28 protein-coding genes are annotated in these 21,572 nt (G+C 52.7%); 14 read left to right on the top strand and 14 right to left on the bottom strand.

Annotated elements, in window-relative coordinates; translation table 11 throughout:
- Positions 1-230: 230 nt before the first annotated feature.
- Positions 231-884: an isoprenoid biosynthesis glyoxalase ElbB gene (gene elbB / locus DFO56_RS20875; RefSeq protein ID WP_045512687.1), complete on the top strand. Its 654-nt coding sequence runs from the start codon at positions 231-233 to the stop codon at positions 882-884.
- Entirely contained in the window at positions 881-1,612 is a 732-nt protein-coding gene (gene mtgA / locus DFO56_RS20870) for a monofunctional biosynthetic peptidoglycan transglycosylase (protein WP_045512680.1), read from the top strand. Before elbB ends, mtgA begins: the two co-directional genes overlap by 4 nt.
- Before the next feature lies 1 nt (position 1,613).
- On the opposite strand, the gene npr is transcribed toward mtgA, so the two are convergent.
- The 11 genes from npr to DFO56_RS20815 form a co-directional block, all read right to left on the bottom strand.
- A complete protein-coding gene (gene npr, locus DFO56_RS20865; protein ID WP_007369893.1) occupies positions 1,614-1,886 on the bottom strand; it encodes a PTS phosphocarrier protein NPr in 273 nt (90 codons plus the stop codon).
- Positions 1,883-2,737, bottom strand: coding sequence for an RNase adapter RapZ (gene rapZ / locus DFO56_RS20860; RefSeq protein ID WP_020455446.1), 855 nt, complete (start codon positions 2,735-2,737; stop codon positions 1,883-1,885). The genes npr and rapZ overlap by 4 nt, the downstream gene beginning before the upstream one ends.
- Positions 2,738-2,782: 45 nt before the next feature.
- Complete coding sequence (gene ptsN / locus DFO56_RS20855; protein ID WP_017457319.1) at positions 2,783-3,274, bottom strand: PTS IIA-like nitrogen regulatory protein PtsN; 492 nt, start codon at positions 3,272-3,274, stop codon at positions 2,783-2,785.
- An 81-nt stretch (positions 3,275-3,355) separates the two neighbouring features.
- On the bottom strand, positions 3,356-3,643 hold the full coding sequence (gene hpf / locus DFO56_RS20850) for a ribosome hibernation promoting factor (protein WP_020455445.1): 288 nt from the start codon (positions 3,641-3,643) through the stop codon (positions 3,356-3,358).
- Positions 3,644-3,665: 22 nt separating this feature from the next.
- Positions 3,666-5,099 carry an RNA polymerase factor sigma-54 gene (rpoN, locus tag DFO56_RS20845; protein ID WP_044489499.1) on the bottom strand — a complete coding sequence of 478 codons (1,434 nt, stop codon included), beginning with the start codon at positions 5,097-5,099 and terminating at the stop codon, positions 3,666-3,668.
- A gap of 48 nt (positions 5,100-5,147) precedes the next feature.
- Positions 5,148-5,873, bottom strand: a complete 726-nt coding sequence (gene lptB / locus DFO56_RS20840) for an LPS export ABC transporter ATP-binding protein (protein WP_017457322.1) — start codon at positions 5,871-5,873, stop codon at positions 5,148-5,150.
- Between the two features lie 6 nt (positions 5,874-5,879).
- Complete coding sequence (lptA, locus tag DFO56_RS20835; protein ID WP_017457323.1) at positions 5,880-6,440, bottom strand: lipopolysaccharide ABC transporter substrate-binding protein LptA; 561 nt, start codon at positions 6,438-6,440, stop codon at positions 5,880-5,882.
- On the bottom strand, positions 6,409-6,984 hold the full coding sequence (gene lptC / locus DFO56_RS20830; RefSeq protein ID WP_045512677.1) for an LPS export ABC transporter periplasmic protein LptC: 576 nt from the start codon (positions 6,982-6,984) through the stop codon (positions 6,409-6,411). Before lptC ends, lptA begins: the two co-directional genes overlap by 32 nt.
- Positions 6,981-7,547, bottom strand: a complete 567-nt coding sequence (gene kdsC / locus DFO56_RS20825; RefSeq protein WP_020455442.1) for a 3-deoxy-manno-octulosonate-8-phosphatase KdsC — start codon at positions 7,545-7,547, stop codon at positions 6,981-6,983. Before kdsC ends, lptC begins: the two co-directional genes overlap by 4 nt.
- A gap of 14 nt (positions 7,548-7,561) precedes the next feature.
- A complete protein-coding gene (gene kdsD, locus DFO56_RS20820) occupies positions 7,562-8,548 on the bottom strand; it encodes an arabinose-5-phosphate isomerase KdsD (RefSeq protein WP_045512674.1) in 987 nt (328 codons plus the stop codon).
- A 13-nt stretch (positions 8,549-8,561) separates the two neighbouring features.
- A complete protein-coding gene (locus DFO56_RS20815; protein ID WP_045512671.1) occupies positions 8,562-9,536 on the bottom strand; it encodes a calcium/sodium antiporter in 975 nt (324 codons plus the stop codon).
- A 229-nt stretch (positions 9,537-9,765) separates the two neighbouring features.
- Here DFO56_RS20815 and mlaF point away from each other — a divergent pair, with 229 nt between their 5' ends.
- From mlaF to murA, 7 genes are all read left to right on the top strand, one after another.
- Entirely contained in the window at positions 9,766-10,578 is an 813-nt protein-coding gene (gene mlaF / locus DFO56_RS20810) for a phospholipid ABC transporter ATP-binding protein MlaF (RefSeq protein ID WP_045512668.1), read from the top strand.
- Between the two features lie 7 nt (positions 10,579-10,585).
- On the top strand, positions 10,586-11,368 hold the full coding sequence (gene mlaE / locus DFO56_RS20805) for a lipid asymmetry maintenance ABC transporter permease subunit MlaE (protein WP_020455439.1): 783 nt from the start codon (positions 10,586-10,588) through the stop codon (positions 11,366-11,368).
- 4 nt (positions 11,369-11,372) lie between these two features.
- Positions 11,373-11,924, top strand: coding sequence for an outer membrane lipid asymmetry maintenance protein MlaD (gene mlaD / locus DFO56_RS20800; RefSeq protein WP_020455438.1), 552 nt, complete (start codon positions 11,373-11,375; stop codon positions 11,922-11,924).
- 16 nt (positions 11,925-11,940) lie between these two features.
- Positions 11,941-12,579: a phospholipid-binding protein MlaC gene (gene mlaC, locus DFO56_RS20795; RefSeq protein WP_020455437.1), complete on the top strand. Its 639-nt coding sequence runs from the start codon at positions 11,941-11,943 to the stop codon at positions 12,577-12,579.
- The gene (mlaB, locus tag DFO56_RS20790; RefSeq protein ID WP_045512665.1) at positions 12,576-12,869 is read left to right on the top strand and encodes a lipid asymmetry maintenance protein MlaB; all 294 of its coding nucleotides are present in this window, start codon (positions 12,576-12,578) and stop codon (positions 12,867-12,869) included. The genes mlaC and mlaB overlap by 4 nt, the downstream gene beginning before the upstream one ends.
- A 126-nt stretch (positions 12,870-12,995) precedes the next feature.
- Complete coding sequence (gene ibaG, locus DFO56_RS20785; protein WP_017457333.1) at positions 12,996-13,250, top strand: BolA family iron metabolism protein IbaG; 255 nt, start codon at positions 12,996-12,998, stop codon at positions 13,248-13,250.
- A 52-nt stretch (positions 13,251-13,302) separates the two neighbouring features.
- Complete coding sequence (gene murA, locus DFO56_RS20780) at positions 13,303-14,562, top strand: UDP-N-acetylglucosamine 1-carboxyvinyltransferase (RefSeq protein WP_020455435.1); 1,260 nt, start codon at positions 13,303-13,305, stop codon at positions 14,560-14,562.
- 94 nt (positions 14,563-14,656) lie between these two features.
- Here murA and sfsB read toward each other — a convergent pair whose 3' ends face one another.
- Complete coding sequence (gene sfsB, locus DFO56_RS20775) at positions 14,657-14,932, bottom strand: DNA-binding transcriptional regulator SfsB (RefSeq protein ID WP_045512662.1); 276 nt, start codon at positions 14,930-14,932, stop codon at positions 14,657-14,659.
- A gap of 214 nt (positions 14,933-15,146) precedes the next feature.
- Complete coding sequence (ispB, locus tag DFO56_RS20770; protein ID WP_045512659.1) at positions 15,147-16,118, bottom strand: octaprenyl diphosphate synthase; 972 nt, start codon at positions 16,116-16,118, stop codon at positions 15,147-15,149.
- Between the two features lie 259 nt (positions 16,119-16,377).
- Here ispB and rplU point away from each other — a divergent pair, with 259 nt between their 5' ends.
- From rplU to cgtA, 4 genes are all read left to right on the top strand, one after another.
- The gene (gene rplU / locus DFO56_RS20765) at positions 16,378-16,689 is read left to right on the top strand and encodes a 50S ribosomal protein L21 (protein ID WP_003025032.1); all 312 of its coding nucleotides are present in this window, start codon (positions 16,378-16,380) and stop codon (positions 16,687-16,689) included.
- Between the two features lie 20 nt (positions 16,690-16,709).
- The gene (gene rpmA, locus DFO56_RS20760) at positions 16,710-16,967 is read left to right on the top strand and encodes a 50S ribosomal protein L27 (RefSeq protein WP_017457338.1); all 258 of its coding nucleotides are present in this window, start codon (positions 16,710-16,712) and stop codon (positions 16,965-16,967) included.
- A 94-nt stretch (positions 16,968-17,061) separates the two neighbouring features.
- A complete protein-coding gene (locus DFO56_RS20755) occupies positions 17,062-18,027 on the top strand; it encodes a DMT family transporter (protein ID WP_045512656.1) in 966 nt (321 codons plus the stop codon).
- A gap of 15 nt (positions 18,028-18,042) precedes the next feature.
- Complete coding sequence (gene cgtA, locus DFO56_RS20750; protein ID WP_017457340.1) at positions 18,043-19,218, top strand: Obg family GTPase CgtA; 1,176 nt, start codon at positions 18,043-18,045, stop codon at positions 19,216-19,218.
- A 78-nt stretch (positions 19,219-19,296) separates the two neighbouring features.
- Here cgtA and dacB read toward each other — a convergent pair whose 3' ends face one another.
- On the bottom strand, positions 19,297-20,730 hold the full coding sequence (gene dacB, locus DFO56_RS20745) for a serine-type D-Ala-D-Ala carboxypeptidase (RefSeq protein ID WP_045512653.1): 1,434 nt from the start codon (positions 20,728-20,730) through the stop codon (positions 19,297-19,299).
- 247 nt (positions 20,731-20,977) lie between these two features.
- On the opposite strand from dacB, the gene greA reads away from it, so the two are divergent.
- Entirely contained in the window at positions 20,978-21,454 is a 477-nt protein-coding gene (gene greA / locus DFO56_RS20740; protein ID WP_017457342.1) for a transcription elongation factor GreA, read from the top strand.
- The last annotated feature ends 118 nt before the right edge of the window (positions 21,455-21,572 follow it).

Genomic DNA, 21,572 nt, shown 5'->3' with positions numbered 1-21,572 from the left:
CCCCGGATTAACCGGGGTGCGCGAATACTGCGCCAACACCAGGGAAATCGTGGCTGCGCCGTAATAAATTATATTTTTTGCAAGGGCGTAGCCTGAAAAAATTCGACCACACGCACATAAGATAGCAAATCTTAAATGATTTGTTACATCAATCAGTGAAATGTGTGAAGCAAGGCTCCCTTATCAAAATTTTTAATTATCGTCAGTACGTTGCATAAAGGATGAGCAAAATGAAAAAAATCGGTGTGATTCTCAGCGGCGCAGGTGTGTATGACGGTTCTGAGATTCATGAGGCGGTGATTACGCTGTTAGCCATTGCCCGTCATGGTGCGCAGGCGGTCTGTTTCGCTCCCGATAAATGGCAAAGCGATGTGGTAAACCATCTCACGGGTGAGACGCTGGCTGAGCGCCGTAATGTACTGATTGAATCCGCCCGTATCGCCCGTGGCAATGTCCAGCCGTTATCGCAGGCATCTGCAAATGATCTGGATGCGCTGATTGTCCCGGGTGGTTTTGGCGCAGCGAAAAACCTCAGTAATTTTGCCAGCCTCGGCAGTGAATGCACCGTTGACAGCAGCCTTAAAACGCTGGCGCTGGAGATGCACGAAGCAGGTAAACCGCTCGGTTTTATGTGCATCGCACCGGCAATGTTGCCGAAAATCTTCGATTTTCCCCTACGTCTGACGATCGGCACGGATATTGATACCGCAGAAGTGCTGGAAGAGATGGGGGCCGGGCATGTGCCTTGCCCGGTCGACGATATTGTCGTGGATGAAGAGAACAAAGTGGTGACGACGCCGGCGTATATGCTGGCAGAGGACATCGCGCAGGCCGCTTCCGGTATCGAAAAGCTGGTGGCGCGCGTACTGGTACTGACCGAATGAGGAAGTGGTTTCGCAGCCCGCTGAAAGCCACCTTAAAGCGCATTGCTCTGCGGGTTTTATGCGTGCTGGCACTCTTCTGGGGGGGGGGCATTGTGCTGTTCAGTTTCCTGCCGGTACCTTTTTCCGCCGTGATGGTGGAACGCCAGCTGGGCGCGTGGTTTAGCGGCGACTTTGGCTATGTCGCGCATTCCGACTGGGTCGGTATGGATGATATTTCGCCGTGGATGGCGCTGGCGGTGGTGGCCGCTGAAGATCAGCGTTTTCCAGAACACTGGGGGCTGGATTTTAGCGCCATTGAGAAAGCGCTCTCGCATAACGAGCGCCATGAGAACCGTATTCGTGGTGCCTCGACGATCTCACAGCAGACGGTAAAAAATCTGCTGCTATGGGATGGAAAAAGCTGGGTGCGTAAAGGGCTGGAAGCAGGCCTGACGCTTGGGATGGAAGCGGTGTGGACCAAACGGCGGATCCTGACCGTTTACCTTAATATCGCTGAGTTCGGGGACGGCGTATTTGGCGTCGAGGAAGCATCACAGCGCTATTTCCATAAACCGGCGAGCCGCTTAAGTATGTCAGAAGCGGCGCTACTGGCCGCCGTATTGCCAAACCCGATCCGTTTTCAGGCCGCCGCGCCATCTGGCTATGTACGCAGTCGTCAGGCATGGATCCTGCGCCAGATGCGGCAGTTAGGCGGGGAAGCGTTCCTGGAGCGCAATAAGCTGTACTGAATTAATCTTCATCAAACCCGGCGTTAAACAGCGCAATCACCGCCGCCAGCGCTTCTTCTTCCTGCGGGCCGCTGGCCTCCACTTCAATTTGCCGGCCTTTCGCAGAATCCAGCATCAGCAGCGCAATCACGCTGCTGGCTTCTGCTTCGGTGCCTTCATCATTGCGCAGCAGCACTTCCGCATCGAAGCCCTGTACCAGTTCAAACAGTTTCATGGCCGGGCGCGCATGCATTCCCAGCTTATTGGTGATCTCAACGGTTTGTTTTACGGTCATGTTTTGCGTTTTTCCAGCGTACGGTGACGGGATTGAACGTTCTTACCGCGCGAGCGGAAATAATCCGCCAGTTGTTCGGCGACATAGACGGAGCGGTGTTTACCACCGGTACAACCGATGGCCACGGTCAGATAACTACGGTTGTTGGTCTCCAGCATCGGTAGCCACAACTCAAGATAACTGCGCGTCTGGTAGATAAAATTGTGCACTTCCGTATGTCTGTCGAGGAACGCCGCGACGGGTTTGTCGAGACCAGTCATCGGGCGCAATTTAGGATCCCAGTGCGGGTTCGGCAGGAAACGCACGTCAAACACGTAATCCGCATCGATAGGAATACCATGCTTGAAACCGAAGGATTCAAAAACCATGGTCAGCTCGCGTTCACGCTTACCTAACAGGCGCGTACGCAGCATTTCTGCCAGCTCATGCACCGACATTTCCGAGGTGTCGACAATCAGATCCGCTCGTGAACGCAGTGGTTCCAGTAAGTTGCTCTCTTCGTCAATCGCGCTTTCAAGCGACAGATTTTTGCTGGAAAGCGGATGCAGACGACGCGTATCACTGTAACGGCGGATCAGCGTGTTGCGATCGGCATCGAGAAACAATAATTGCGGTGAAAAGGCATCCGGCAGATTGCTCATCGCCTGTTCAAAAACTTCCGGTGACTCCGGCATATTTCGCACATCGATACTGACGGCAGCGGAAGTCTGACGCTCTGCAAGCGTCTGCGCCAGTTCCGGCAGTAGCACGACCGGCAGGTTGTCGACGCAATAAAAACCCATATCTTCCAGGGCGCGCAGAGCGACGGATTTCCCTGAACCCGAACGACCACTGACGATCATCAGGACCATGAACCATTTCTCCTCAGTACGACTGATAAAAAGGTTTCCTTCCCGTTACGCATCGTCGCTTTCACCTTCCGTCTGCGTGATGATTTGATACAGCTCTTCATCACTTTGCGCGCTGCGCAGGCGCCGACAGATAGTTTTGTCCGCCAGCCTTTTGGCGACCAGCGAGAGCGTATGCAGATGCGTTTTGGTTTGATCCGCTGGCACCAACAGGGCAAACAGCAGATCGACAGGCTGATTATCGATAGCGTCGAAGGCAATGGGCGTTTCGAGTTGCACAAAAACGCCAACGGCGCGAAGCGTGTCTTCTTCAAGCTTACCGTGCGGAATGGCGATACCGTTTCCAATGCCGGTACTGCCCATTTTCTCGCGCGTAAGGATCGCTTCAAAGACGACTTGTGGCGGTAAGCCTAACTGTTTTGCCGCCAGTTCACTGATGATTTCCAGAGCGCGTTTTTTACTCTGGCAGTGAACGCCGCTACGGGTACATTCCTGGTTAAGGACATTGCTCAATTGAAGAGCGGAATCGTTATTCATCATAATTTCACCTGAGCGACGCCAGAGCCAGTCACCCTACCGGGTTACGGTAGGGTGCAACGCGCCAGACGGACGCTCGGACAATTAGTGCTGTTTCAGTTTATCTTTATGCTTCGTGAGCTGCCGCGCCAGTTTATCTATCAAACCGTCGATAGCAGCGTACATATCCTGCCCTTCCGCGCTGGCATGCAACTCGCCGCCATTAACATGGAGCGTCGCATCCGAGGTGTGAGTCACTTTCTCCACTTTCAACACAATATAGACCTGATTAATCCTTTCGAAATACTGTTCAAGCTTGGCGAATTTATTGGTCACAAATTCACGCAGAGCATCAGTGATCTCGACGTTTTGTCCTGTGATGTTAAGCTGCATAGTGTCTTCCTTATCGGTTGGGTCAAACCAGCTGTTTACGCTGATTCGACGGCGGAATGGATAAAGATTCTCGATACTTCGCAACGGTACGCCGCGCCACCATAATTCCCTGATCGGAAAGCAGGGTCGTCAGCTTACTGTCGCTCAGCGGTTTTGCAGGGTTTTCTGCGGCGATCAATTTCTTCACCAGCGCGCGAATAGCGGTAGAGGAGGCTTCGCCACCACCTTCGGTATTGACGTGGCTGGAGAAGAAATACTTCAGCTCGAAAATGCCGCGAGGACTGTGCAGGTACTTCTGGGTCGTTACACGAGAAATCGTCGACTCGTGCATCTCGACGGCCTGGGCGATATCGGCCAGCACCATCGGTTTCATAAATTCTTCGCCTTGTTCAAAGAAGGCTTGCTGCTGCTCAACAATGCAGCGGCTAACGCGCAACAGCGTATCGTTGCGGCTCTCGAGGCTTTTGATCAACCACTTTGCTTCCTGCAAATTGCTGCGGATGAACTGGTTATCGGCATCGTTACGTGCGCCGCCGCCCATCGAGGCATAATGCTGGTTGATTTGCAGACGTGGAATGCTGTCGGAGTTCAGCTCCACCGTCCAGCGACCGTTATGTTTACGTACCAGAACATCCGGAATCACATATTCCGGCTCGCTGGTCTGGATCGACTGACCAGGGCGCGGATCCAGAGACTGGATCAGATTTACCGCCTCTTTCAGCACCTCTTCTTTCAGCCGCGTCACGCGCATCAGGGTACGGAAATCGTGGTTGGCGAGCAGATCCAGATGATCGCTAATGATAAGCCGGGCTTCTTCGCACCACGGTGTCTCTTTGGTGAATTGCGAGAGCTGGATCAGCAGGCAATCGCGCAGATCCCGCGCGGCAACGCCAACGGGATCGAAGCGCTGAATGCGTTTAAGTACCGCCTCGACCTCATCAAGCCCCACGTCATCATTGCCCATGCTCTCCAGCACTTCTTCCAGCGAAACGGTGAGATAACCTGTTTCGTCAACGGCATCAACAATGGAGGTTGCGATAGCACGATCGGTGTCAGAGAAGGGGGTCAGCCCTACCTGCCACATCAGATAATCCTGCAATGACTGCGTGGTTTCGCCCTGATAGATAGGCAATTCGTCGTCGATGTAGTCGTGGCTACTGCCGGAAGGGGTACCTGCGGTGTAAATTTCATCCCAGCTGGCATCCAGCGGCAGCTCATCCGGCATCTCTTTTTGTTCGAGAGCGTCAACGGTATCCAGACCGTCATTTTCCTGAACCTGCTGGCTATCGACTTCCTCATGAAGGTCAGTTTGTTCCAGCAATGGGTTACTCTCCAGCGCTTGCTGAAGTTCCTGCTGAAGTTCCAACGTGGACAACTGCAGCAGACGGATGGCCTGTTGCAGTTGTGGCGTCATGGCTAGCTGTTGGCTGAGCCTTAGTTGCAAACCTTGCTTCATATTCAGAGCAGCACTCTCCGACAAAAAACGTCAATAAACCCTACCCTATCAGAGTCTGAAGTCTTCCCCAAGATACACGCGCTTAACGTGTTCGTCTTCAAGGATTTGCTGCGGTGTTCCATGCGCAATGAGATGCCCCTGACTGACGATATAAGCACGCTCACACACAGCCAGCGTTTCACGAACATTGTGGTCAGTAATCAGCACGCCCAGGCCGCTGTCACGCAGGTGCTCAATAATACGTTTAATATCGATAACCGAGATTGGGTCAACGCCGGCAAACGGTTCATCCAGCAGGATAAATTTCGGATTCGCCGCCAGCGCGCGGGCAATTTCCACACGGCGACGTTCACCACCTGAGAGCGATTGACCCATGTTGTCGCGCAGATGTTCAATGTGAAACTCTTCCATCAACTCATTGGCGCGATCTTCGCGTTGCTCTGAGGTCAGGTCATCGCGGATTTGCAGGACGGCCATCAGGTTGTCGTAGACGCTCAGGCGGCGAAAAATCGAGGCTTCCTGCGGCAGGTAACCAATACCGCGGCGCGCACGCGCATGCAGCGGCAGCAGACTGATATCTTCATCATCAATAATGATGTTACCCGCGTCACGCGACACAATGCCCACCACCATATAAAAGGTGGTGGTTTTCCCTGCGCCGTTAGGGCCAAGCAGCCCGACGATTTCGCCAGAGTTGACGGTCAGACTGACATCCTCAACTACGCGGCGGCCTTTATAAGCCTTGGCGAGATTCTTTGCAGTTAATGTTGCCATAACGAATTAGTTACTCTTTTTTTGCGCCGGAGCCGGGGTTTGTTTGTTGCTCTTATCCTGTAATTGCGACGGAACCAGAACGGTGGTGACGCGTTTGCCTTTGTCGCTGAACGCCTGCATTTTCTGCTCTTTCACCAGATAGGTGATTTTGTCACCGGTGATATTGCTATCCAGCTGTTCCAGATAGGCGTTACCGGTCAGCACAACGAAATCTTTTTCCAGTTCGTAATGCATCTGCGAGGAGTGGCCCTTAACGGGTTTGCCATTGTCCTGCATTTGGTAAAACGTCGCCGGGTTGCCGTAACCGTCAATGATCTCTTTACCTTGCTGACCACCCGGACGGGTAACGACCACTTTGTCGGCATTAATTTTAATCGTCCCCTGGGTTACCACGACGTTGCCGGTGAAAGTCACGACATTACCCTGCATATCCAGCGACTGCTGATCGGAGTCGATATGGATAGGTTGATCGGTATCCCCGGTCACGGCGAGCGCCGGAAGCGCGGCGGCCAAAAGCGTGGTGGCCAATACAAGATTAAGGCTGCGTTTGTTTGTTTTGAATTTCATAGGAGCTTCTAACCTTTTCAATCAGCTCGGCGTTTTTGCTGCGTAAATTGCCGCGCATTTTCAGGCCGGTGGAATTAAATGTTGTACCGTACAACGTGACCTGATCATTCGAGGTAACATCCTGCGTTACCAGATTAATCTGGGCGTTATCCGTGGTGATTTTTCGCAGCTGGGCGTCCGCCGTCAGCGCATTGACTTCAACATGTCCATAAAGATAAAGCATTTTGTCATCGGTCAGCTTCGCTTTGTCTGACTTTATCGACCAGGTTGGAATCTTATTCTCGTCGAATGTTGTCAGTACGGGCTGCGCGAACCAACTCACACCTTCAGCAGAAAAGTATTCCACGTTCTGCGCGATAAGCCGGTAGTTAAGCGCCCCTTCCGGGCTATAAACCACCGTATCTGTATGTTGGCTTTTGTAAGTCGGGTCGGCATTGTTGGTGGCGACCGGATTCGCATCATCCTGAGCAGTCAGGTTGATCCCAATCAGGACCAGTGCGGCCAGCGCCAGCAGAATGATGACCCAACGTCTGGTTTTACTCATATCGATTGCCCTTTGGCCTCATCCAGCTTGCCCTGCGCCAGCAACAACAAATCACAGACTTCACGAACTGCGCCCCGGCCGCCATTAATGCGCGTAACGTAATCCACGCGCGAAAGCAGCAGCGGATGAGCATCGGCAACGGCAACGCTCAGACCAATTTCCGCCATCACTGGCCAGTCGATCAGATCATCACCCACATAAGCAACCTGCTCTGGGGTAAGCGACAGCTTTGCCAGTAGCTCGCGGTAAGCGAGCAGTTTATCCGACTGACCTTGATACAAGTGCTTAATCTTTAGCGTTTCGCAGCGATCTTCCACTAGTTTAGCTTTTCGCCCGGTAATTATGGCAACCTCAATGTCGGAAGTGAGCGCACAACGGATCCCGTAGCCATCGCGCACATTAAATGCTTTCAGCTCTTCTCCGTTATTGCCCATATAGATGAGCCCATCGGATAACACGCCGTCTACATCCAGAATCAACAGGCGTATTTTTTCCGCTTTCGCCATAACTTGCGTGCTTACCGGCCCATAACAGGTCGCAAGCGACGCGCCAGCATTACTCATTCTTATGTCCTTCTTTACACTACGCCAGCGCGCAGTAAATCGTGCATATGTAACACACCCAGCAACTGGTCGCCATCGGCCACCAACACGGAGGTAATGTGCCGGGATTGCATCAGATTCAGCGCATCCACTGCCAGCGTGTTGGGACGTACCCGAACACCGCCGGGTGTCATGACGTCGGCAATGCCCATGCTGCGAACATCGCCGCCCATATCGAACACGCGGCGTAAATCGCCGTCGGTAAAGATGCCTTCAATTTTCATCAAATCATCGCAGATAACCGTCATGCCCAGGTTTTTACGCGTGATCTCAAGCAGTGCATCGCGCAGGCTGGCGTTTTTGCTGACATGGGGGATTTCGTCACCGGTGTGCATGATGTCATTGACGCGCAGCAACAGTTTGCGACCCAGTGCGCCGCCGGGATGCGATAAGGCGAAATCTTCCGCCGTAAAACCGCGCGCTTTCAGCAACGCGACCGCCAGCGCGTCACCCATTACCAGCGCCGCCGTGGTGCTGGACGTGGGTGCCAGACCCAATGGGCAGGCTTCTTTCGGAACCTTCACGCATAAATGAATATCTGCGGCGCGCGCCATGCTGCTTTCGGGTCGGCTGGTCATGCAAATCAGCGATACTTTTAATCGCTTCAGCACCGGGATCAAGGCGAGGATCTCGTTTGACTCTCCTGAGTTTGACAGCGCAATAACCACGTCTTGCGGGCTGACCATTCCCAGATCGCCATGGGCCGCTTCGCCCGGATGCACAAAGAAAGAGGGGGTTCCGGTGCTGGCAAATGTGGCCGCCATTTTTCTACCGATATGGCCGGATTTGCCCATTCCCATTACCACCACTTTTCCGGCGCAATAGAACATTTTTTCGCACGCCTGCGTGAAGTCGGCGTTGATGTATTGATCCAGCTCTGCGAGGCCTTCACGTTCAATTTCCAGGACTTCTTTACCTGCTTGTTGAAAGTCAAAACCCGGCTGCAAATCTATTTGCGACATAATGCGTATCCGATTATCCAGTCAAAAGCGGCGACAGCCAGTAGAGCAGCGCCAGCCATACGATAAACCCGCCGAACAACAGTGCGCCGACGCCTCTGCTGATTTGCTTACGTCGCCAGCAAATCAGGGCAAAAAGGGCACTGACCAGCAACATCACGCCATAATCACGTGTAAAGGCCATCGGGTTAAAGTCGCCCGGCGCAATCAACGCGGGCAAACCCAGCACGATAGCAATGTTAAAAATGTTTGAACCAATAATATTGCCAATGGCGATATCGTCTTCGCCTTTGCGCGCCCCAGCAATCGCTGTCGCCAGTTCAGGCAGGCCAGTACCAATAGCAATAACCGTCAGGCCAATAGTCAGCTCGCTTATAGCAAAGTAGTTCGCTACCACGGTTGCGTTATCCACCACCATACGTGTTGCCATCGGCATGATAATTAACGCTACGCCCAGCCAGAGGAACGCGACTGAAAGGCTGCCGTCTCGCGGTAGCTCCGCCAACTGCTCTCGGGTGAGACTGTCGTTGCCCTGGCGCTCGGCCAGGCGGGCAATTTTAACAATGAACACCAGCCATAGCACGGCTAATAACAGTAAAATAATGCCGTCAAAGCGGCTGAGGTGCCCATTGTACAACACCACGCCCGCCAGCAGACTGGCTACCAAGGTTAACGGTAATTCGCGGCGCAGAATATCGGAATGTACGGTAAAAGGGTGTAAAAGCGCGGCGACGCCGAGGATCAACAAGATATTCGTGATGTTAGAGCCGATCGCGGTGCCGATAGCCAGATCCAACTGACCATGCAGCGATGCGGCGACGGAGGTGATTATCTCGGGCAGCGAGGTACCGATGCTTACAACGGTCATGCCGATGATTAAAGGCGGTACGCCGAATGTGCGGCAAAGGATCGAAGCAGCGAACACCAGACGATCGGCACTGTAGACCACTAAGAGTAAACCAATTAACAATAGCGCCGTCGCTAAAAGCATCTAACGTCCTTTCTTCAGGTATAATCCGCCGGCTCGCAGGCTGCCATGTCGGGTAAAACCGGGTGTTCCGCGTAGCGTAATGATTCCTAATTTTGACTTTATGCGGCTCAAAAGTAAAACAAATGCCAGCTTTCGCTAACCTCAGCAGGTAATATTCTGTAAAAATGTTGGGTTCGTGATGTTATCAAGCGTCATGCTTGTGGCCGACGAGGCTTATAAGGAAGAGGAAATGAGCCAGACTGTGGCGAATTTGGTCGATGTTCGTGGCGTCAGCTTCTCCCGCGGCAGCCGCCCAATCTTTGACAATATTTCACTGACGGTACCGCGCGGTAAGATCACCGCCATTATGGGACCTTCAGGGATCGGCAAAACGACGCTCTTGCGTCTGATCGGTGGGCAAATTCCGCCTGACAGCGGTGAGATTTTATTCGATGGCGAAAACGTGCCAGAGATGACCCGTTCGCGTCTGTTCACCGTGCGCAAAAGAATGAGCATGCTGTTTCAGTCTGGCGCGTTGTTTACCGATATGAACGTTTTTGACAACGTTGCCTATCCTTTGCGGGAGCACACTCTGCTGCCCGAGCCGTTGCTGCGAAGCACGGTGATAATGAAGCTGGAAGCAGTAGGGCTGCGCGGTGCGGCGGACTTAATGCCATCAGAACTCTCAGGCGGTATGGCGCGCCGCGCCGCGCTGGCGCGCGCGATTGCGCTGGAGCCGGACCTGATCATGTTTGATGAACCCTTTGTGGGTCAGGACCCTATTACGATGGGCGTGCTGGTGAAGTTGATCTCCGAGCTGAATAGCGCGCTGGGCGTCACCTGTATTGTTGTTTCCCACGATGTTCCTGAAGTGCTGAGTATTGCTGATTACGCCTATATTGTGGCTGACAGGAAAATTGTCGCCCACGGAAGTGCGCAAGGGCTGCAAGAGAACAGCGATCCGCGCGTGCGTCAGTTCCTGGATGGTATTGCCGATGGCCCGGTTCCGTTCCGCTACCCTGCGGGTGATTATCAGACCGATTTATTAGAAACAGGGAGTTAAGACGCTCATGCTGCTAAATACACTGGCATCGCTTGGGCACCGCGGGATCAAAACGATCGCAACGTTCGGGCGCGCCGGTTTGATGCTTTTTAATGCGGTGGTGGGTAAACCCGAATTCCGCAAACATGCGCCGCTGCTGGTTCGCCAGCTCTATAATGTCGGCGTACTGTCGATGCTCATTATTATTGTTTCCGGCGTGTTTATCGGCATGGTGCTCGGTCTGCAGGGATACCTGGTATTGACCACCTACAGCGCCGAAACCAGTCTTGGCATGCTGGTGGCGCTGTCGCTGCTGCGTGAGTTGGGGCCGGTTGTCGCCGCGCTGTTATTCGCTGGCCGTGCGGGCTCTGCGTTGACGGCTGAGATTGGCTTGATGCGCGCGACCGAGCAGCTTTCCAGTCTCGAAATGATGGCGGTTGATCCGCTGCGGCGCGTCATTTCGCCGCGATTTTGGGCGGGAGTCATCTCGCTACCGCTGTTGACCATTATCTTTGTCGCTGTCGGTATTTGGGGCGGTTCGCTGGTTGGCGTTAACTGGAAAGGTATCGATACGGGCTTTTTCTGGACCGCGATGCAAAACGCCGTCGAATGGCGGATGGATCTGGTTAACTGTCTGATTAAAAGCGTGGTGTTTGCCATCACCGTAACCTGGATTGCGCTGTTCAACGGTTACGATGCAATCCCGACTTCCGCCGGGATTAGCCGGGCGACAACACGTACCGTTGTGCACTCCTCGCTGGCCGTACTCGGTCTTGATTTTGTGCTCACCGCACTGATGTTTGGGAATTGAGTTCATGCAAACGAAAAAAAGTGAAATTTGGGTAGGCGTTTTTCTCCTGCTGGCGCTGCTGGCGGCACTCTTTATCTGCCTGAAAGCGGCGGATGTCGCCTCCATGCGTACCGAGCCGACTTACCGTATCTATGCCACCTTTGACAACATTGGCGGTCTGAAAACACATTCGCCGGTAAGAATTGGCGGTGTGGTGGTCGGGCGCGTTGCTGATATCTCTCTTGATCCCAAAACCTATCTGCCGCGTGTCGCGCTGGATATTGAAGAACGTTACAACCAGATCCCGGATACCAGCTCACTGGCGATCCGCACTTCCGGGTTGTTAGGTGAACAGTATCTGGCGCTGAACGTTGGTTTTGACGATCCTGAAATGGGAACTTCTATGCTTAAAGAAGGAAGCACCATTCAGGACACCAAGTCCGCCATTGTGCTTGAGGACCTTATCGGACAATTCCTTTACAACAGTAAAGGCGGTGACAATAAGAATTCAGGCGATGCGGCAGCCCACGATGCAGGGAATACTCAAGCCGCACCGTCTGCTGGCCAGACGAATTAATGAGGAGAATTGACGCATGTTTAAACGTCTATTAATGGTTGCCCTGCTGGTGATTGCGCCGCTGGGGGCCGCGATGGCGGCCGATCAAGCTAACCCCTACGCCGCAATGAAAGACGCGGCACAGAAAACCTTTGATCGCCTCAAAAATGAGCAGCCGAAAATCCGTGCGAACCCGGATTACCTGCGCGATGTAGTCGATCAGGAACTGCTGCCTTATGTGCAGGTTAAATACGCCGGTGCGTTGGTGCTGGGCCGTTATTATAAAGAAGCGACCCCGGCGCAGCGTGAAGCCTATTTCGCTGCCTTTCGCGAATACCTGAAACAGGCTTACGGTCAGGCGCTGGCGATGTACCACGGTCAAACCTATCAGATTGCCCCGGAGCAGCCGCTGGGCGATGCGACGATTGTGCCGATCCGCGTGACTATCATCGATCCGAATGGTCGTCCGCCGGTGCGCCTGGATTTCCAGTGGCGTAAAAACACGCAAAGCGGCAACTGGCAGGCTTACGACATGATTGCCGAAGGGGTGAGCATGATCACGACCAAACAGAACGAATGGAGCGATCTGCTGCGTACCAAAGGTATCGACGGTTTAACCGCCGAGCTGCAATCTATTTCCCGCCAGAAAATTACCCTGGACGAGAAAAAGCAATGACAGCCAGTCTAAGCTGGTCACGCGAGGGAGAGTGCCTGAAACTGGTTGGTGAGCTGGATCAGGATCTCTTAAACCCGCTGTGGGATGCGCGCGTGGAGGCGATGAACGGGGTAACCTGCATCGACTTACATGGCGTGTCACGCGTTGATACTGCTGGTGTCGCGCTGCTGGTTCATCTGGTGGCGCAGGGCAAAAAACAGGGCAGCAATGTTGTGCTTGCTGGGGTGAGTGAGAATGTTTCCACCCTCGCTGCGCTCTATAATTTGCCGCAGGATGTATTGCCTCACTAATTTTTTCAATGCGTTACTACTTAAAGCCCCGTCCTTTATATTGATGGGGCTTTTTGCTTGTTTAAGCCGACGCCACTTTCCTCTAAGATGTGTGACTGTTTTCACTATTAGATGATATTTACACCCATGGAAAATCATGAAATTCAGACGGTGCTGATGAACGCACTCTCTCTCCAGGAAGCCCACGTCACTGGCGATGGCAGTCACTTTCAGGTTGTCGCTGTGGGTGAGATTTTTGACGGCATGAGCCGGGTCAAGAAACAACAGACCATTTATGGCCCGCTGATGGAATACATCGCAGACAACCGTATCCATGCCCTGTCGATCAAGGCTTACACTCCGGCGGAGTGGGCGCGGGATCGCAAACTTAACGGCTTTTGAGCGCAGGGGATAAACCCACTGCGCGTGTGAATTCTTAACAGAGATCAGATGAATGGATAAGTTTCGTGTACAGGGGCCGACGCGTCTCCAGGGCGAAGTGACAATTTCAGGCGCGAAAAACGCTGCGCTGCCGATTCTTTTTGCCGCGTTGCTGGCGGAAGAACCGGTTGAAATCCGTAACGTTCCGAAACTGAAAGATATCGATACCACCATGAAGCTGCTCAGCCAGTTGGGCACCAAGGTGGAACGCAATGGATCCGTATGGATCGATGCGGGTGACGTCAATGTTTTCTGCGCACCTTACGAGCTGGTGAAAACCATGCGCGCATCTATTTGGGCGCTGGGGCCGTTGGTTGCGCGTTTCGGTCAGGGGCAGGTCTCTCTGCCTGGCGGTTGCGCGATTGGCGCGCGTCCGGTGGATCTGCACATTAGCGGTCTGGAACAACTGGGCGCGGAGATCAAGCTGGAAGAGGGCTACGTCAAAGCTTCCGTTAACGGGCGTCTGAAAGGCGCGCATATCGTGATGGATAAAGTAAGCGTTGGCGCGACAGTAACCATTATGTCTGCTGCGACGCTGGCGGAAGGCACGACCATTATCGAAAACGCCGCCCGTGAGCCGGAAATTGTTGATACGGCAAACTTCCTCAATACCCTCGGTGCAAAAATCACCGGTATGGGAACCGATCGCATCACCATCGAAGGGGTGAAACGTCTGGGCGGTGGTGTTTATCGCGTCCTGCCTGATCGTATCGAAACCGGGACTTTCCTGGTCGCGGCAGCGATCTCTGGCGGTAAAATTGTTTGCCGTAACGCTCAGCCGGATACGCTGGATGCGGTGCTGGCTAAGCTGCGCGATGCTGGTGCGGATATTGAGGTTGGCGAAGACTGGATTAGCCTTGATATGCATGGTAAGCGTCCGAAAGCAGTGAATGTGCGCACAGCTCCGCATCCGGGGTTCCCGACCGATATGCAGGCGCAATTTACGCTGCTGAACCTGGTGGCTGAAGGTACGGGCGTTATCACCGAGACTATCTTCGAAAACCGTTTCATGCATATTCCTGAACTGATCCGTATGGGAGCTCACGCAGAGATCGAAAGCAATACAGCGATTTGCCACGGCGTAGAAAAGCTCTCCGGTGCACAGGTCATGGCAACCGATTTACGCGCTTCTGCAAGCCTTGTGCTGGCGGGTTGTATTGCGGAAGGGACCACCATTGTTGATCGTATCTATCATATCGATCGTGGCTACGAGCGTATTGAAGATAAACTCAGTGCGCTTGGCGCGAACATTGAGCGCGTCAAAGGCGAATAAGCCTGTTTGCTGAACTGTAAGAAGGGAGCCTCGGCTCCCTTTTTTTCTATCGCCAGTTCTGGCAAACAAGGGGAGGTGCTACTTGCATGACCGCTTATTTTCCCTCCTTTTTTTTCCTGATCAGCTTCGTCTTATCAATAAATTCGTGGGTGACGGGATCATGGTAACGTGACGGCCAGATAACCCAGGGATCGGTATCCAGCGCACGAGCAATAATCAATTCCCCTTTTGGCCAGGAGCGGGTCAGGGCATTAGCGAGGGTCGATGAGCTTAACCCGTTTTTACGGGATTCTGCAGCCAGCGATGTTCCTTTCTTACGCAGTCCGGCAATGATATCAGCCTGGTGCCAGTCCATTAATTTTGTTTCCATAACATCTCCCTGATAGAAAATAGGTGTCAATTATTTACGCCAACAACGCTACTTACTATACGCATACGGGAGCGTTTGTTCTGAAAAGCTCATGTAATATTTTGCGTTTTAGGATTATGACAAGGCTTGATATTACTGGTTATTTTTCATTTTAAGGGGATTTAAAGAAACTTATTGGAACTTTCCCGCGGCAATGCGCGGGAAGCTGGAAAGATTAACGATCGCGCTGAACGGCGATGTGGGCAAGACCGACCAACGCCTCGCGCCACGGTGAATCCGGTAGAACTTGTAGAGCGGCAATGGCCTTATCCGCTTCTTCTTCCGCACGGCGACGCGTCCATTCCAGTGAACCGCAGGCAGCCATTGCTTCCAGAACAGGTTCCAGAAGGTGTCGCCCGTTTCCTTGCTCGATAGCTTCGCGGATCATCTGTGCTTGTTCTGGCGTGCCGTTATGCATGGCATGTAACAACGGTAACGTCGGTTTGCCTTCATTCAGGTCATCGCCGGTGTTTTTGCCGAGTGTTTCACCGTCCGCGCTGTAATCAAGCAAATCGTCGATAAGCTGAAAAGCGGTTCCCAGATAGCGACCGTAATCCTGCAACCCTTTTTCCTGCGCTTCGGTGCAACCAGCCAGCAAGCCGGAACACTGAGCCGCCGCTTCAAACAGACGTGCGGTCTTGCTATAAATGACGCGCATGTAGTTTTCTTCAGTGATATTTGGGTCGTTGACGTTCATCAACTGCAGGACTTCGCCTTCAGCAATCACGTTTACGGCTTCTGACATCACTTCCAGCACTTTCAGCGAGCCGAGGCTGGTCATCATCTGGAAAGCGCGGGTGTAGATAAAATCACCAACCAGTACGCTCGCTGCGTTGCCAAAGGCCGCATTAGCGGTGGCTTTGCCGCGACGCATGTCGGACTCGTCCACAACATCGTCATGGAGAAGGGTCGCGGTGTGAATAAATTCGATTAATGCGGCAATAGTGACGTGCAAATTGCCCTCATAGCCAACGGCTCGCGCCGCCAACACGGCAATCATCGGACGGATGCGTTTGCCGCCGCCGCTTACGATGTAATAACCCAACTGGTTGATTAACTGAACATCCGAGTTGAGTTGTTGCAGAATCGTCGCGTTTACACCCGCCATGTCGTGCGCGGTTAACTCATTGATTTTTTCTAAATTCATCGCAAAAGCCGGGCTTTCAGTCCTGTTTACCACATAGCAAAATGGGATAACAAAGGGTTACGGGTTAGAATAGTATTGTTTATTGTACTGAAAAAATGCGCCAGATAAACGTTACCTTACGCGTTGTGTTTTTTTTCTGCATGGAGTGACGATCACTCTTGTCAAAGGCTAGCAATTTGCGTAATATTCGCGCCCTATTGTGAATATTTATAGCGCACTCTGAATTGATCAGAATATGTGCGCGGAAGCGGAGTTTTATATGTACGCGGTTTTCCAAAGTGGTGGTAAACAACACCGAGTAAGCGAAGGTCAGACCGTTCGCCTGGAAAAGCTGGACATCGCAACTGGCGAATCTGTTGAATTCGCTGAAGTTCTGATGATCGCAAACGGTGAAGAAGTCAAAATCGGCGTTCCTTTCGTTGATGGCGGCGTAATCAAAGCTGAAGTTGTTGCTCACGGTCGTGGCGAGAAAGTTAAAATCGTTAAGTTTCGTCGTCGTAAACACTACCGTAAGCAGCAGGGCCACCGTCAGTGGTTTACTGATGTGAAAATTACTGGCATCAGCGCCTAAGACCTGAGGAGTAGATTTAAATGGCACATAAAAAGGCTGGCGGCTCAACTCGTAACGGTCGCGATTCAGAAGCTAAACGTCTGGGCGTAAAACGTTTCGGCGGTGAAGCAGTTCTGGCAGGTAGCATCATCGTTCGTCAACGTGGCACCAAATTCCACGCTGGTTCTAACGTAGGTTGCGGCCGTGACCACACTCTGTTCGCTTTGACTGACGGTAAAGTTAAGTTCGAAGTTAAAGGCCCGAAAAACCGTAAATTCATCAGCATCGTTGCTGAATAAGTTTTTCGCGTCCCGGTAACGGAAGAAAGCCCCGCAACACGTTGCGGGGCTTTTTACATTAAAAGTCCGGTAAATTCTGGCAGGTAATACGGGCATGAAACAGCAGGCAGGCATCGGTATTGCGCTGGCGCTCACAACCGCGATGTGCTGGGGCGCGTTACCCATCGCCATGAAGCAGGTGCTGGAAGTGATGGAACCGCCAACGGTGGTTTTTTATCGCTTTTTGATGGCGGGAATCGGCCTTGGTTTGATTCTCGGCTGGAAAAAAAAACTGCCCCCGCTGCATCTTTTTCGCAAGCCGCGCTGGTTAGTTTTGTTGGCCATTGCCACAGGTGGGCTGTTCGGAAATTTCATCCTCTTCAGTTCTTCCCTGCAATACGTTAGCCCGACGGCTTCGCAGGTGATTGGTCAACTTTCGCCTGTGGGCATGATGATTGCCAGCGTTGTTATTCTCAAAGAGAAAATGCGCGGCACCCAGGTTATCGGTGCGTTGATGCTTATCTGTGGTCTGGTAATGTTTTTTAATACTAGCCTGGTGGAGATTTTTACCCGCCTGACAGATTACACCTGGGGCGTGATTTTTGGTGTCGGAGCAGCCACGGTTTGGGTGAGTTACGGCGTCGCGCAAAAAGTGTTATTACGGCGCCTGGCCTCTCAGCAGATCCTCTTTTTGCTGTACACTTTGTGTACAATTGCGTTATTGCCGCTGGCAAAACCCGCCGTGCTGCTTCAGTTAAGTAACTGGCAGCTGGCTTGCCTGGTGTTTTGTGGCCTTAATACACTGGTGGGTTACGGCGCGCTAGCGGAAGCGATGGCTCGCTGGCAGGCGGCACAGGTGAGCGCATTAATCACGCTGACGCCGCTCTTTACGCTGTTTTTTTCAGATTTATTATCAATGGCCTGGCCCGATGTTTTCGCCAGACCGATGTTAAACCTTATCGGTTATCTCGGTGCGTTTGTCGTGGTTGCGGGCGCGATGTTTTCCGCTATTGGCCATCGTCTTTTGGGACGCCGGCGTAATCGCGAAGTGGTCGCCACTGTGCCCCGCTCAGGCGAATGAGTTACGGAGAGTAAAATGAAGTTTGTTGATGAAGCTACGATCCTTGTCGTGGCAGGTGATGGCGGTAACGGTTGTGTGAGCTTCCGCCGCGAAAAATATATCCCGAAAGGCGGCCCTGATGGCGGCGACGGTGGTGATGGCGGTGATGTCTGGCTGGAAGCGGACGAAAACCTTAATACCCTGATTGACTACCGTTTTGAAAAATCTTTCCGCGCCGAACGCGGGCAGAATGGCCAGAGCCGCGACTGTACAGGGAAACGCGGAAAAGATATTACGGTGAAAGTACCGGTCGGTACGCGTGTTATCGATCAGGGCACCGGCGAAACGATGGGCGATATGACTAAACATGGTCAGCGCCTGATGGTCGCGAAAGGTGGCTGGCATGGTCTGGGCAACACGCGGTTTAAATCCTCGGTTAACCGTACGCCTCGTCAGAAAACCATGGGTACGCCGGGCGATAAGCGCGACCTGCAGCTGGAACTGATGTTGCTGGCCGATGTGGGTATGCTTGGTATGCCAAACGCAGGCAAATCAACCTTTATTCGCGCGGTATCGGCTGCAAAACCAAAAGTGGCGGATTATCCGTTTACCACACTGGTGCCGAGCCTTGGCGTTGTCCGTATGGATAACGAAAAGAGCTTTGTGGTTGCCGATATTCCGGGATTGATCGAAGGGGCTGCTGATGGCGCAGGCCTTGGGATCCGTTTCCTGAAACATCTGGAGCGCTGCCGCGTCTTGCTGCATCTGATCGATATTGATCCGATCGATGGTTCCGATCCGGCTGAAAATGCCCGTGTCATCATCGGCGAACTGGAAAAATACAGCGAGAAGCTGGCTGCCAAACCGCGTTGGTTGGTATTCAACAAAATCGATCTGATGGATAAAGCGGAAGCAGAAGCTAAAGCAAAAGCCATCGCTGAGGCGCTGGGTTGGGAGGATAAATTCTACCTTATCTCAGCGGCCAGCCAGCAGGGCGTTAAAGATCTATGCTGGGACGTGATGACCTTTATCATCGAAAACCCGATCACCCAGGCGCAGGAAGAGCAACAGCCTGAGAAAGTCGAGTTTATGTGGGACGATTATCATCGCCAGCAGCTTGAAGAAGCTGAAGTGGTAGAAGATGACGAAGAGTGGGATGACGACTGGGACGAAGACGACGAAGAAGGCGTCGAGTTCATCTACAAGCGTTAATCGCTGCGATTTCCCCGGCTGCACGGGGAATATTGCCAACAAAAATGCCGGGTTAGCACACGCTACCCGGCATTTTTGTTAGTTGTTCTGGTAGATATCTTTGTACAGCCGGCTTTCAAAACGCACCAGTGGAATGCGGCGATTACGCTGATCCGCCGGTTCGACAGCATAGCCAGAGAGATACTGCACGAAAGCCATCCGCTGACCGCTCGCAGTGGTGATAAACCCGGCCAGGTTATACACGCCCTGCAAAGAGCCTGTTTTGGCCGAAACTTTGCCGTCTACACCCGCTTCATGCAGGCCAGCGCGATACTGCAGGGAGCCATCATAGCCTGCCAGCGGCAGCATTGAGATAAAATTGAGTTCGGTGTCATGCTGCGCAATGTATTGCAGAACTTGCATCATCGTGGCGGGTGCCAGCAGGTTATGCCGTGACAGACCGGAACCATCAGCGATGATCGTATTACCGAGATCGACACCAGCCTGCTGGCGCAGGATCTGCCGTACTGCATCCGATCCTGCTCGCCACGTACCCGGTACGCCAAAGCGCGCGTGACCAATCATACGAAACACCGTGTCAGCGATCATATTGTCTGATTTTTTCAGCATCTGCTTTAGCAGATCGTGAAGCGGTACCGACTGCTTGCTGGCAATGACAGTGCCGGCCTGGTTCTCCTGCGTTTGGCGCAACAATGTACCGGTATAAGTGATACCGGCATCGTTCAATTCCGCTTTCAGAATCGCACCGGCGTAGCTTGCTCCGTCCTGAATGGCGAAAGCCAGAGGGAGTGGGTCGGCGCGTTGCGGTAGGCATCCCGTTAGCGTAAAGCGATTTAAATCGCCCGGGACGACATCCAGTTCGCAATACTGCGCCTCTGCGGAACCGCGAGCGAGCGTGCGGACCTGGCTGAACATATTCACTGGATAATAATTAGCGATGCGGATATAGGCCAAATCGCCCGGTTTTTGCGCGCTGTAGAGCGAAATAGAGAAGCAGTTGCGATCGACAATTGCCGCAGCAGGTGGTGCGCTAAAGCACTGCGTCATGTCGTTCCACGGCCAGCCTGGCGCTTTATCATGACTGGCAAAAATAGAGGTATCGACCAGCACGTTACCTTCGATTTTCTGCACACCCGACTTTTTCAGCGCCGCGACCATATTGCGAATATCCTGACGTTTTAGCGTCGGATCGCCGCCGAATCGTGCAATTAAGTCACCTTTTAACGTACCGTTATCGACAGAACCTTTGCTTTCCAGCGTGGTTGTAAAGCGAAAGTCCGGCCCAAGCTGCAACAGTGCCGCCAGCGCGGTGATAACCTTCTGCGTGCTGGCTGGCAGCGCCATTTGTTTACCGTGGTAATCAATTTCTGGCACCTGAGCGCCGACTTTTTGCACCATCAGCGCCAGGTTCGCACCATCCGGCAGTTGGTTTATGTATTCGTCTACATTCGCGGCCTGAACGTTCAGGGCTATACTTGTGGTCAATCCGATGATAAAGCTGGAAAATCGCATAATCTCGCGCTAGGAAGCAGTAAACAAGCCGTCATACTACGGCGCAACGACCCGGAAAGTAAACGATGACCCATAGTGAACTTCCGGGTAAAATACGTATCAAATTGAAAAATTGCGCTGACCTGGGGCTTTGTCCCCGGGTCAGTTTTCTTTTGCTCCTGCCCGACGGTATATGCCGGTGTACGGGGGAGGTAGATCAGATGGGGTGGGTTACCGCTCCCTACAGGAATGTTTAAGAGGTATAACAATGCAAGCTATTCCGATGACCTTACGTGGTGCCGAAAAATTGCGCGAAGAGCTGGAATTTCTGAAATCCGTTCGTCGCCCTGAAATCATCGCCGCCATCGCGGAAGCCCGCGAACATGGCGATCTGAAAGAGAATGCGGAATATCACGCAGCGCGTGAGCAGCAAGGCTTCTGCGAAGGGCGAATTAAAGATATTGAAGCAAAACTGTCTAATGCACAGGTGATCGACATTTCTAAAATGCCGAAAAGCGGTCGTGTCATTTTTGGTTCTACTGTTACGGTATTGAACCTCGATAATGACGAAGAGCAGACTTATCGCATTGTTGGCGATGATGAAGCCGACTTTAAACAGAACCTAATTTCAGTCAACTCGCCTATTGCCCGCGGCCTGGTAGGTAAAGAGCAGGACGATGTGGTGGTGATTCGCACGCCGGGCGGCGAAGTGGAATACGAAATCATCAAAGTGGAATATCTTTGATCGCTGCCTTCGCGTCGATTGTTGACGGATTGTAAAGAAAAGAAAAAGGCCGCGCTGCGGCCTTTTATGAATTCCGGGAGCGTGGCATTTTGCACGTCTGCTGGCGGAAACCCCTCGT

Source organism: Kosakonia sp. AG348 (assembly GCF_003337365.1).
Lineage (GTDB): Bacteria > Pseudomonadota > Gammaproteobacteria > Enterobacterales > Enterobacteriaceae > Kosakonia.
This window is presented reverse-complemented; position numbering and strand designations above follow the sequence as displayed.

Coding starts and splice junctions, on each gene's coding strand:
- elbB (WP_045512687.1), top strand. CDS start 231: ATGAAAAAAATCGGTGTGATTCTCAGCGGCGCAGGTGTGTATGACGGT.
- mtgA (WP_045512680.1), top strand. CDS start 881: ATGAGGAAGTGGTTTCGCAGCCCGCTGAAAGCCACCTTAAAGCGCATT.
- npr (WP_007369893.1), bottom strand. CDS start 1,886: ATGACCGTAAAACAAACCGTTGAGATCACCAATAAGCTGGGAATGCAT.
- rapZ (WP_020455446.1), bottom strand. CDS start 2,737: ATGGTCCTGATGATCGTCAGTGGTCGTTCGGGTTCAGGGAAATCCGTC.
- ptsN (WP_017457319.1), bottom strand. CDS start 3,274: ATGATGAATAACGATTCCGCTCTTCAATTGAGCAATGTCCTTAACCAG.
- hpf (WP_020455445.1), bottom strand. CDS start 3,643: ATGCAGCTTAACATCACAGGACAAAACGTCGAGATCACTGATGCTCTG.
- rpoN (WP_044489499.1), bottom strand. CDS start 5,099: ATGAAGCAAGGTTTGCAACTAAGGCTCAGCCAACAGCTAGCCATGACG.
- lptB (WP_017457322.1), bottom strand. CDS start 5,873: ATGGCAACATTAACTGCAAAGAATCTCGCCAAGGCTTATAAAGGCCGC.
- lptA (WP_017457323.1), bottom strand. CDS start 6,440: ATGAAATTCAAAACAAACAAACGCAGCCTTAATCTTGTATTGGCCACC.
- lptC (WP_045512677.1), bottom strand. CDS start 6,984: ATGAGTAAAACCAGACGTTGGGTCATCATTCTGCTGGCGCTGGCCGCA.
- kdsC (WP_020455442.1), bottom strand. CDS start 7,547: ATGAGTAATGCTGGCGCGTCGCTTGCGACCTGTTATGGGCCGGTAAGC.
- kdsD (WP_045512674.1), bottom strand. CDS start 8,548: ATGTCGCAAATAGATTTGCAGCCGGGTTTTGACTTTCAACAAGCAGGT.
- DFO56_RS20815 (WP_045512671.1), bottom strand. CDS start 9,536: ATGCTTTTAGCGACGGCGCTATTGTTAATTGGTTTACTCTTAGTGGTC.
- mlaF (WP_045512668.1), top strand. CDS start 9,766: ATGAGCCAGACTGTGGCGAATTTGGTCGATGTTCGTGGCGTCAGCTTC.
- mlaE (WP_020455439.1), top strand. CDS start 10,586: ATGCTGCTAAATACACTGGCATCGCTTGGGCACCGCGGGATCAAAACG.
- mlaD (WP_020455438.1), top strand. CDS start 11,373: ATGCAAACGAAAAAAAGTGAAATTTGGGTAGGCGTTTTTCTCCTGCTG.
- mlaC (WP_020455437.1), top strand. CDS start 11,941: ATGTTTAAACGTCTATTAATGGTTGCCCTGCTGGTGATTGCGCCGCTG.
- mlaB (WP_045512665.1), top strand. CDS start 12,576: ATGACAGCCAGTCTAAGCTGGTCACGCGAGGGAGAGTGCCTGAAACTG.
- ibaG (WP_017457333.1), top strand. CDS start 12,996: ATGGAAAATCATGAAATTCAGACGGTGCTGATGAACGCACTCTCTCTC.
- murA (WP_020455435.1), top strand. CDS start 13,303: ATGGATAAGTTTCGTGTACAGGGGCCGACGCGTCTCCAGGGCGAAGTG.
- sfsB (WP_045512662.1), bottom strand. CDS start 14,932: ATGGAAACAAAATTAATGGACTGGCACCAGGCTGATATCATTGCCGGA.
- ispB (WP_045512659.1), bottom strand. CDS start 16,118: ATGAATTTAGAAAAAATCAATGAGTTAACCGCGCACGACATGGCGGGT.
- rplU (WP_003025032.1), top strand. CDS start 16,378: ATGTACGCGGTTTTCCAAAGTGGTGGTAAACAACACCGAGTAAGCGAA.
- rpmA (WP_017457338.1), top strand. CDS start 16,710: ATGGCACATAAAAAGGCTGGCGGCTCAACTCGTAACGGTCGCGATTCA.
- DFO56_RS20755 (WP_045512656.1), top strand. CDS start 17,062: ATGAAACAGCAGGCAGGCATCGGTATTGCGCTGGCGCTCACAACCGCG.
- cgtA (WP_017457340.1), top strand. CDS start 18,043: ATGAAGTTTGTTGATGAAGCTACGATCCTTGTCGTGGCAGGTGATGGC.
- dacB (WP_045512653.1), bottom strand. CDS start 20,730: ATGCGATTTTCCAGCTTTATCATCGGATTGACCACAAGTATAGCCCTG.
- greA (WP_017457342.1), top strand. CDS start 20,978: ATGCAAGCTATTCCGATGACCTTACGTGGTGCCGAAAAATTGCGCGAA.